Genomic DNA, 9,660 nt, shown 5'->3' with positions numbered 1-9,660 from the left:
AGGGCCGCGTCCTCGGCGGCGCGGCGCGCGGCGAGAGCCGCCTCGGCCATGCCGGGCGCATCGGTCGCGGGCGCGTCGATGGGCGGGGCGAAACTCGCCAGCCGCATGGCCGGGCGCGCGGCGGGCGAGGGGTTGCCGACGCGCAGGGGTTCGAACAGGGCGTTCATCTCAACCGATCATCTCTTCGTCTCGATCCTCGTTCATGCTGATCTGGCCCTGCGCCGACAGCTCCTTGGCGGCGAGCACGACCATCGCCTGCGCCTCGTCGACGTCGCGCAGCCGCACCGGACCCAGGCCCGCGATGTCGTCCTTGAGCAGCTTGCCGGCGCGTTCGCTCATGTTGGTCAGGAACAGGTCGCGCAGCGGCTCGCTCGCGCCCTTGAGCGCCAGGGCCAGCTTGTCCTTCGGCACGGCGCGCAGGAGCACCGGGATGCCGGCGGGCGAGACGCGCAACAGGTCGTCGAAAGTGAACATCAGCGCGCGGATGCGCTCGGCGGCGTCGCGCGAGCGTTCCTCGAGCGCGGCCAGGATCCGCGTCTCCGCATTGCGGTCGAGGTTGTTGAAGATCTCGGCCATCATCTCGTGGCTGTCGCGGCGCTGGGCGCGCGCGAGGTTGGACATGAACTCCGCCTTGAGCGTGCGCTCGACACCGTCGAGCGCTTCCTTCTGCACCGTCTCCATCCGCAGCATGCGCATCACCACCTCCATCGCGGTGGTCTCGGGCAGCAGGGCGAGCACGCGGGCCGCGTGGTCGGGCTTCACCTTGGTCAGCACGACGGCGACGGTCTGCGGGTATTCATTCTTGAGGTAGTTCGCGAGCACCGCCTCGTTCACATTGCCCAGCTTGTCCCACATGGTGCGCCCCGCCGGGCCGCGGATTTCCTCCATGATCTGGGTGACCCGCTCGCGCGGCAGGGTTTTCAGCAGCATCCGCTCGGTGGTCTCCCACGAGCCCTTGATGTTGCCGGTCTGGCCGATGGTGCCGACGAACTCCGCACACAGCGCCTCGACCTCCTCGGAGGAGACATTGCCCAGTGTCGCCATCGCGCCGGAGAGGTCGCGAATCTCATCCTCGTGCATGCGCGCGAACAGCGCCGAGGCGATGTCGTCGTTGAGCGCGAGCATCAGCGCCGCCGCCTTCTGGGTACCGCTGCGCAGGCTCATTCGGAGGGCTGCTCCATCCAGTTGCGGATGACGGCGAGCGATTCCGCCGGATGCTTCTCGACCATCTCGTGCAGGGTCACCAGGGCGGAGGCGCGCACCGGACCCTCCACATTGCGCAGCGCGACGGTCGTCGCCTCGCCGTCATGGCCGCTCAGCGCCTTCTGTCCCGGCTGGGCGTGCAAAGCCGCGGCATCGGCGGGGCCGGCCAACGCCGGCGGCGCGGCACCCTGCGGAAGGGCCATGGGCGCCGGCGGCGCGAAGCCGAGTGCCAGGCGCCGGGCCATCGGCCGGCCGATCAGCAGCACCGCGAGCAGCGCCACCAGCGCGAAGACCAGGCTCTCGCCGAGCCGCCACACCATGGCCGGGGTGATCGGCAGGCCGAGCATCCCCGTCTCCGTCTCCACCGCGCGCAGCGGCGGGTCGGCGAAGCGCAGGCTCACCACCTCCACCCGGTCGCCGCGCTGTTCGTTGAAGCCCACGGCGCTGCGCACCAGCGATGCGATGCGCGCCAGCTCCTCGGCGCTGCGGTCGCGGAAGCTCAGCGGCGCGCTGCCCTCGGCGGGGTCCCACACGCCGTCGACCAGCACGGCGATGGACAGGCGCCGCAAGCTGGGCGCCTCCCGCAGCGTGCTGCGCGTGGTGCGGCCAATCTCGAAGTTCGTGGTCTCCTCGGCGCGGTTCTCGCTGGTCTGGCTGCCGCCGCCGGCCTCGGCACCGGGGAGGTTGTTCTGGACGGTCGCCGCCGGCGCCTCGCCGCCGCGCTGCGCCTGGGTGGTGCTCGACGTGCTGCGCGGCACCTGGTTGTCCGGGTCGAAGCGTTCCTCGGTGGTCTGCACGCGGTCGAAGTCGAGCTCCACGCTGGCCTCGGCCCGCACGCGCCCGGCCCCGAGCGTGCGTTCGAGCATGTCCTCCACGCTGCGTGCCAGCCGCATTTCCTGGGCGCGCTTCATCTCGTCCTGGGTCTGCGCGGTGGCGGGGCCGGCCAGCGCCTGGCCGCCGCGGGCGAGCAGCTCGCCGCGCGAATCGACGATGGAGACATTCTGGGCGCGCAGGCCAGGGACGGCCGTGGCGACCAGGTGCAGCACGGCCTGCACGCCCTCGCGGTCCAGGCGCTGGGCGCCCTGCATGGTCAGCACGATCGAGGCCTGGGCGTCGCCGCGTTCGCGGGTGAAGGCCTCGCGCCGGGGCAGCACCAGGTGGACGCGGGCGGCGCGCACGCCGTGCAGCGTGCGGATGGAGCGGACCAGCTCGCCTTCCAGCGCGCGCAGCCGGTTCACATCCTGCTGGAAGGGGGTGGTGGTGAGGGATTCACCGCGGTCGAAGATCTCGTAGCCGGTGGCGCCGCCATTGGGCAGGCCCTCGCGGGCAAGGGACAGGCGCAGCCGCGCGATCTGGTCCTCGGGGACCAGTATCTGCGTCCCGCCGCCCATGATGCGGTGCGGGATGCGCTGGCGCTCCAGGCTCGCAACCACGGCGCCGGCGTCGCGCGGCTCCATCTCGCCGTAGAGCAGCGCCATGGTGGGCTGGTTGGCGCGCAGGCCGAGCCAGCCGAGCAGGCCGAACATCGCGACCGCGACCAGCGCCATGGCGGCCAGCCGCAGCGTCCCGAAGGCGCGCAGCTGGGCGACGAGGCCGCCCATCAGCGAAGGCGCCCGACCCGAAGGTGACGCGTGTCGTTTTGACAAGGCATCGCGGCGGCACTCCCGGCAGCGGCATCCTGCCGCGCTGGGCAGAGATTGCCGGGGGAGTGCCTAGGATGAGGTTAACGCGAGGCGCGCTTCCCTCAATTCGCGACGCTGCGCAGCTGCCCATACGGCAGCGACAGCGCACCGAGGGCGAGGGCCACGCCGGTGCTGCTGCGCGTCGCGCCGGTCGCGGTGCCCACCACGGTGAAGGCGGGCGGCGTGCCGGTCGTCTGGCCATCGGCGCCGATGCCCGCGACGGCGACGCGATAGGCGCCGTCCGCCTGCCGCACGCCGGCATTGCTGCGCCCGTCCCAGCTCCATTCGCGCGCGGTGGAGGCGAGCGGCACATCCAGCTGGCGCACCGTGCGCCCGGTGCTGCCGGAGATGGTGACGCGCGCCGCACTCGCGGTACCGGCCGCCGGAAGGCGAAGCCCTGCGATTCCACCCTGGAGGGAGAGCTGGTCCGATTCCACCTCGACGCGGCGACCGACCAGGCCGGCCGCCGCGGTCAGCGCGCTGTTCTGCTGCAGCGACAGCAGCTGGGCGAGGTTCTGGTTGGTCGCGATCTGCTGTTCGACGGAGGCGAACTGCACCAGCTGCGCCGTCATCTGGTTGGTGTCGAGCGGGTCGGTCGGGCTCTGGTTGCGCAGCTGCGTCGTGAGCAGGGTGAGGAAGGTGTTGAAGTCACCGGCGATGGCGCCGCTGCGCGCGGGCGTCGTGCCCGTGGTCGCACCAGTGCGGGTCGTGGCGGCGGCGGAGAGGGTGCCGGACATTGCAGAAAGGCCTTTCGGATCAGAGGGCGAGGTCGAGGAGGGAGCGCGCGATGCGCGGCCGGGCGATCTCCGGCAGCGGCGCGGCGCGCGGATCGGCGTTGGCGGTCCATGGCAGGGCGGCGCCATGCTGGCCGGGCGAATTCTGGCCCTGGCGCTGGCCGCCGCCCTGGCCGGAGAGCGAGAAGCTGATCGAGCGCCCGGCCTCGCCGAGCCCCGCCTGGTCGAGGCTGTGGCCGAGCTCGCGCTGGTCGCGTTGCAGCAGCGCCAGCGTCTCTGGGCGCTCGGCGGTGACGCGGATGGCGGTCTGCCCGCCCGCGCGCTCGACGCTGATCTCGACGCGGCCGAGCTCGCCGGGGTCGAGCGCGACCGAGAGCCGGGCGGACTCGCCCTCCCGCGTGCCATAGGTGAGCGCGGTCGCGAGCGGTGCGATCTGCCGGGCGGGTGCCGCCGATGGGATGGTGGGTTGCGGTTCGGCGGGTGCGGGCGGCGCGGCGGCGGGCGGCACGGCGGGCGGTTGCGGTTGTGGCTCCGCTTGGGGGGGCGCCAGCTGTGCCGTTGCCGCCGCCGGGACAAGGGCGTCGCGCGTTTGTGCGTCCGCGCGGAGAAGCTCGCGCGGCGGGGGAGGGGGCAAGGCCTCGGCCACCAGGTGCGGCGGCATGGGCGCGGCGGGGGGCGCCGGGTTCACCTCGGCGTCCGCGGCATCTGGGACGGTGGCGGGGGAAGCCGAGGCGGGCGTCGGCGGGGTTGCCGACGTGACCGACGCGGTCGGCGCGGCTGATGCGGCCGGTGTCAGGGGAGCGATCGCGCCGCTCTCGGGCGCGGCTGCCACCAGGGTGGCAGTGCGTCTCTCGGCCGTGGTCGAGGTGTTAGCGGCGATCGCCTGCGGTGCGCTCGCCATGGCCACGGGGGCAGGCATCGCGGTGATGGTCGCCGTCGCCTCCGCGGTGGCCGCTGGCGCGATCGCAGCCGCTGGTGCTTCCAATGCTGACACCGTGCTGGAAAACCCTGGTGCCGAGACCGGAGCGACGGCGCCCGGCGCGGCGGTGCGTATCGCGGCGGCGGCGGAAGCGTCCTGCCTTGGCGCGATCGGCGCAGCCTCTTGGGCAAGCGCGCGCGACTCGGCACCGCCGCTGGAGGCGACGACCGTCTGCTCGTCATTGGGTTCCGCGCCGGCGGTCGCCACGGCCGCCGGCGCGATCATGCCAATCAACGGTGCCGCCGGCGCCACTGGCAATGGAAAGGCTCCGGTCGAGGCGACCGGCGCAGGCTCGCCAGGGACGGGGTCCTCGGTTGGCCGCTCCGCGGTCGCGCGCTCTGGCACCGTCGGGAGCGGGATGGTGGCACCGGCCGCCGCCTCCGCCGGATCGGCCGCCCCGGACACGGCCGGAGGCGTGTTGTCGGGCGCAGCGCCTGCGACCTCGCTGCCTTCCGCGTCCTTGGCGCTCTCCGCCGGCGCGTCCGCGGCGACCGCCTTGTCGTTGACCGCCGGCGGCGCCTCGGCGCGGCGCAGGTAGCGCGCGAAGCCACCGCCACGCGACGGCGCGATCTCAGGCCCTGCGGGGGGGAGCGGGTTCGACGTCGGCGCGGCGACTGCGGAACTCTCCATGCGGCGTCTCCGGCCCCGCGGGATGGCGGGACGTGTCGCGGCCTGGGCTGCAAGGCGCGGGCCAGGGATCTCGGCGCCGCGCACGGCATTCCGCGCCGGGGGACGGCCGATTTTGCCGGGCGCGGCGCCATCCCGGCAGCATTCGCCACGATCCGGGCGCGCCGCGCTGGCATGCGGCTTGCGCTTCACCGGGCATCGCGTCGGGCACCGCGCCGCCCGCACCACACCGGAGATCCCCATGTCCCTGCTCGGTTCAATGTACACCGCGATTTCCGGCCTCACCGCGCAGTCGCGCGCGCTCGGCCATATCTCGGACAATGTCGCGAACAGCCAGACGGTCGGCTACAAGCGCGTCGACACCAACTTCGTGTCCTTCATCACCCAGTCCAACGCTCGGATGCATGAATCGGGCGCCGTGCAGGGCCGTCCCGACTTCCAGAACACCATCCAGGGCGCGGTGCTGCAGAGCGACAATCCGCTGGCGATGGCGGTGACCGGCAACGGCTTCTTCTCGGTGGTGCGGCCGGCGGACGTCACCGGCGGCAACACCACCTTCTCCAAGGAGCAGTACTACACGCGTGCCGGCGATTTCGCGCCGAACGAGCAGGGCTACCTGGTCAATGGCGGCGGCTACTACCTGCAGGGCTGGGCGACCGCGGCCAATGGCGAACCCAACCGCACCGAGGTGTCGCCGATCCGGGTGCAGAGCACGGTGTCGAATCCGGTTGCGACCTCGGACATCACCGTCTCGGCCAACCTTCCCGCGAGCCCGTCCAGCACCGACCCGGTCTCCTCGCAGATCAACATCTACGACACGCTGGGCGCGGTGCGCGTGATGCAGCTGAGCTGGGCGCCGGTCTCGCCCAATGTCTGGTCGCTGACCGTCTCCGCGCCGGACGCCACGCCCTCGACGCTCGGCAGCATCGAGGTGAATTTCGGCCAGGCCGGCAGCCCGCCGGCGGCCGCGGGCCTGCTCGCCTCCTTCGCCAACGCGTCGGGCCTGGTGGGCGATGCCGCGGTCGCCGGGGAGGCCGCCAACATCGCGGTCACCGCGGATTTCGGCCAGGGGCCGCAGAACGTCAATCTCAACCTCGGCAACTTCGCCGACACCAATGGCGTGACGCAGTTCGCCGGCGCCGAATACGCGTTGCGCGACATCTCGCAGAACGGCGTGCCGCTCGGCGCCTTCACCTCCGTCGCGGTTCGCGACAATGGCGACGTCATCGTCAACTACGACAATGGTCGATCGCGCGTGGTCGCGCGCGTCCCGCTCGTCTCCTTCAACGATCCCGACCGGCTGGACCGACGCGACGGCCAGGCCTTCCAGCGCAACCTCGAAAGCGGCGAGGCGCGGGTGAGCGATATCGGCAGCAATGGCGCGGGCAATGTCGCGGTCGGGTCGATCGAAAGCTCCAACGTCGACATCGCGTCGGAATTCTCGAAGCTGATCGTGGCGCAGCGTGCCTATTCGGCGAATACGCGCATCATCACGACCACCGATGACATGCTGCAGGAGACGCTGAACATGAAGCGGTAAAGGGAATGGTCATGAAGAATGGCCATCCTTTTTAACCTCATTTTTTGTGCCCTCAAGTGCCGCGCGCGCGCGTCACGCCGGAGGCGTGCCTTTGGCACGACGCGCGCTTGGCTCGAAGCACGAGCGGCGCTCGCCCATTTCGGGCTCGCCGCACAAGCAAGAGGCTCGTGCCGGCGGTCCGCTTCTCGGCAAAATGCCGCCCTCTGTTAGCCGCACCTTCACCATTCGGTGCGCACGCTGGAGCCTGTCATGTCCCTCGGTGCCGCCCTCGCGATTTCGCAATCCGGCCTCGCCTACACCCAGCGCGCGCTGGCGGTGGCGGCGGACAATGTCGCCAATGCCTCGACCGCCGGGTACACGCGCAAGACGCTGGCCTCGCTCTCCTCGGCGGTGGCGGGGCAGGGGATCGGCGTCCGCATCGGGCTCGCCGCGCGCGATGTCGATGCCGCGCTCGTGGCGCAGATCAACAAGGCGGGCGGCACCCTCGCGGCCGCCACGGCGCGCGAGGATATCCTGCGCGCCGTCGAGGATGCGCATGGCCAGACCGGGCAGGCCGACAGCCTGGGTGACCGCGTCGCCGCGCTGCGCACCAGCTTCATCGCGCTGCGCGCCGACCCCGCGACGCCGAGCTGGCAGGGCGACGTGATGGTCGCGGCCGATGCCGTGGTGGACCGTATCCGCGCCGCCTATGGCGCGGTGACTGCGGCGCGCCAGCGCAGCCAGGACGGCGTGGCCAAGGCGGTTGCCGACATCAACCGCGACATCGCGCGCATCGGCACCGTCACCGACCAGATCCGCCAGGGCCGCATCATCGGCATCAGCACCGCCAACCTCGAGGACCAGCGCGATGCCATCCTCGCCTCGCTGTCCGAGAACCTGCCGGTCCGCGCGCTCGCCACCGAGGATGGCGGCATCTCGCTGGTGACCGAGGGCGGCCAGTGGCTGTCCATACCGGCCCAGGGCGCGGCCTTCGCGACGTCGCCGGCGCTGCTCGGCGATGGATCCTACTACGGTCTCGGCGGCACCATCCCCGCGGTCACGCTCTACGGCAACGACATCACGGCACGGGTGAAGGGCGGGCGCCTGGGCGCGTTCATCGCGCTGCGCGACACCACCCTGCCGCGCTACGCGGCCGAGCTCGATGTCGCGGCGGCCACCCTCGCCGCGCGGTTCGATGCGCAGGGGCTGACGCTGTTCACCGGCGGCGACGGCACGGTGCCCGACCCGACGCAGCCCTATGCCGGCAGCCCGGTCCAGGGCTTCGCGGCGGCGTTCCGGGTGAACCCCGCCATCGCCGAGGCACCGCGACTGCTGCGCGACGGCAGCCAGGCGATCGCCGGCTCGCCGCTGGGAGCGGCCGACTTCACGCCCAACCCGGCCGATGGCCCGGCCGGCTTCACCACGCTGATCGACCGCATCCTCGGCAACACCTTCGGCAGCGAGGCGCAGGTGGGCGTCGCCTGGGCGCCGATCGCGACGACGGGGCTGGGGCCGGACGGCACGCTGGCCTCGCCCTTCCTCGCTCCCGGTTCCATCGCCGACTACGCCGCCCAGGTGAGCGCGAGCCAGACCGGCGAGCGTGGCGCCGCGAGTGTGGCGGTCGACGACGCGAAGCTGCTCGCCGACGGCCTCGCCAGCCGCTTCGCGGAACGCTCCGGCGTCGATGTGGACCGCGAGCTGTCGCTGATGGTGACGCTGCAGAATGCCTACGCCGCCAATGCGCGGGTGATGAGCACGGTGCAGGCGATGTGGGATGCCCTGATGCAGGCGGTGCGGTGATATGACAGGATTTTCCGCTCTCTCCCGGCTCGACCTCGGCGCGGCCCTGCTGCGCACCCGGCTCGAGACGCTCTCCCGCCAGGTTTCCGATGGTCGCAAGGGGCCGGCGCTGGGCGACATCGCGCCCAACGTGCCGCGCGCCATAGACCTGCGCGGCGAGATCGCGCGGCGGGCCGCCTACACGACGGTGATCGACCGCACGCTCGGCCAGACCGCGGTCGCGCAGACCAGCCTGCAGGCGCTCTACGACATCGCGAACCGCGCCTTCTCGCTCGCGCAATCCGCGAGCACGGCGAACCCCGATGGCGTGGTCGCGGCCGCCAACGAGGCGAAGCTCGCCCTCTCGCAGGCGGCGGAATTGCTGAACACCCAGTATGGCGGCGTCTATGTCTTCGGCGGCCGCGATGCGACGCGTCCGCCGATCCCGGCGGCGGGGTCCATCGGCGGCAGCGGCATGGTGCAGCAGGTGACCGTCGCGGTGCAGTCGCTCGGCGGCAGCGACGCCGCCACCGTCTGGGCCGCGACTGGTGCCGCGGCAAGCTCCGACGCGTCGGGCGTGCCGCCGTTCTCCGACTACGCCTCGGATCCGGCGCGCGGCCTGGCCGATGCGCGGGCCAGCGTGCCCGGCGCCGATGGCCAGCGCGTCTCGGTCGGGCTGTTCGCCAACCGCAATGGCGGCGCGACCAGCGTGGGCGAGACCACCGGGTCCTGGGCGCGCGACCTGCTGCGCGGCCTGTCCACGCTCGCCGCCCTCGGCCCCGACCAGCTGGCCCAGGGCGCGCCCTTCGACACCCTGATGGTGAGCCTGCGCGCCGGGCTGCGCGCCGCGAGTGCCGGCATCGGCCAGGAGCAGGGCGCGCTGGGTGTCGCCGAGGCCCGGCTCGAGGGCATGCGTACCGACCATGCCAGCGTGACGACCATCCTCAAGACCCAGCTCGCCGACATCGAGGATGTCGACATGGCGGACGTGATCACCCGCATGCAGGCGACCCAGGCGCAGCTCGAGGCCTCCTACAAGGCGATCTCGATGGCCTCGCAACTCACGCTGTCGCGCTTCCTCTGACGTGTCGGGGCAGTGGGTAGAGGGTTGGTTAACCCTCGCCGCGTAGAATGACG

7 protein-coding genes are annotated in these 9,660 nt (G+C 72.2%); 3 read left to right on the top strand and 4 right to left on the bottom strand.

The window, feature by feature from the left end; translation table 11 throughout:
- Positions 1-168: 168 nt before the first annotated feature.
- The 4 genes from GXW79_RS20125 to GXW79_RS21715 form a co-directional block, all read right to left on the bottom strand.
- Complete coding sequence (locus GXW79_RS20125; protein ID WP_211876242.1) at positions 169-1,164, bottom strand: flagellar motor switch protein FliG; 996 nt, start codon at positions 1,162-1,164, stop codon at positions 169-171.
- Positions 1,161-2,804 (bottom strand): flagellar basal-body MS-ring/collar protein FliF, encoded by a 1,644-nt coding sequence (fliF, locus tag GXW79_RS20120; RefSeq protein WP_211876241.1) that lies wholly within the window; start codon positions 2,802-2,804, stop codon positions 1,161-1,163. Before fliF ends, GXW79_RS20125 begins: the two co-directional genes overlap by 4 nt.
- 143 nt (positions 2,805-2,947) lie before the next feature.
- On the bottom strand, positions 2,948-3,622 hold the full coding sequence (locus GXW79_RS20115) for a flagellar hook assembly protein FlgD (RefSeq protein WP_211876240.1): 675 nt from the start codon (positions 3,620-3,622) through the stop codon (positions 2,948-2,950).
- A gap of 19 nt (positions 3,623-3,641) precedes the next feature.
- Positions 3,642-5,228: a flagellar hook-length control protein FliK gene (locus tag GXW79_RS21715; protein ID WP_211876239.1), complete on the bottom strand. Its 1,587-nt coding sequence runs from the start codon at positions 5,226-5,228 to the stop codon at positions 3,642-3,644.
- A gap of 238 nt (positions 5,229-5,466) precedes the next feature.
- Here GXW79_RS21715 and flgE point away from each other — a divergent pair, with 238 nt between their 5' ends.
- The 3 genes from flgE (at position 5,467) to GXW79_RS20095 (ending at position 9,607) form a co-directional block, all read left to right on the top strand.
- Positions 5,467-6,765: a flagellar hook protein FlgE gene (flgE, locus tag GXW79_RS20105; protein ID WP_211876238.1), complete on the top strand. Its 1,299-nt coding sequence runs from the start codon at positions 5,467-5,469 to the stop codon at positions 6,763-6,765.
- A gap of 249 nt (positions 6,766-7,014) precedes the next feature.
- Positions 7,015-8,544, top strand: a complete 1,530-nt coding sequence (locus tag GXW79_RS20100; protein WP_211876237.1) for a flagellar hook-associated protein FlgK — start codon at positions 7,015-7,017, stop codon at positions 8,542-8,544.
- A 1-nt stretch (position 8,545) separates the two neighbouring features.
- The gene (locus tag GXW79_RS20095; RefSeq protein ID WP_211876236.1) at positions 8,546-9,607 is read left to right on the top strand and encodes a flagellin; all 1,062 of its coding nucleotides are present in this window, start codon (positions 8,546-8,548) and stop codon (positions 9,605-9,607) included.
- Positions 9,608-9,660 lie beyond the last annotated feature (53 nt).

It is taken from the genome of Plastoroseomonas arctica (assembly GCF_018128965.1).
In the GTDB taxonomy this organism is placed as follows: domain Bacteria; phylum Pseudomonadota; class Alphaproteobacteria; order Acetobacterales; family Acetobacteraceae; genus Plastoroseomonas; species Plastoroseomonas arctica.
The sequence above is the reverse complement of the archived record's forward strand: the minus strand, read 5'-3'. Positions and strand labels throughout refer to the sequence as shown.

Bases quoted from the DNA above. Each gene is read 5' to 3' on its own strand.
- GXW79_RS20100 (WP_211876237.1), top strand. From the start codon at position 7,015: ATGTCCCTCGGTGCCGCCCTCGCGATTTCGCAATCCGGCCTCGCCTAC.
- GXW79_RS20115 (WP_211876240.1), bottom strand. From the start codon at position 3,622: ATGTCCGGCACCCTCTCCGCCGCCGCCACGACCCGCACTGGTGCGACC.
- GXW79_RS20095 (WP_211876236.1), top strand. From the start codon at position 8,546: ATGACAGGATTTTCCGCTCTCTCCCGGCTCGACCTCGGCGCGGCCCTG.
- GXW79_RS21715 (WP_211876239.1), bottom strand. From the start codon at position 5,228: ATGGAGAGTTCCGCAGTCGCCGCGCCGACGTCGAACCCGCTCCCCCCC.
- fliF (WP_211876241.1), bottom strand. From the start codon at position 2,804: ATGGGCGGCCTCGTCGCCCAGCTGCGCGCCTTCGGGACGCTGCGGCTG.
- GXW79_RS20125 (WP_211876242.1), bottom strand. From the start codon at position 1,164: ATGAGCCTGCGCAGCGGTACCCAGAAGGCGGCGGCGCTGATGCTCGCG.
- flgE (WP_211876238.1), top strand. From the start codon at position 5,467: ATGTCCCTGCTCGGTTCAATGTACACCGCGATTTCCGGCCTCACCGCG.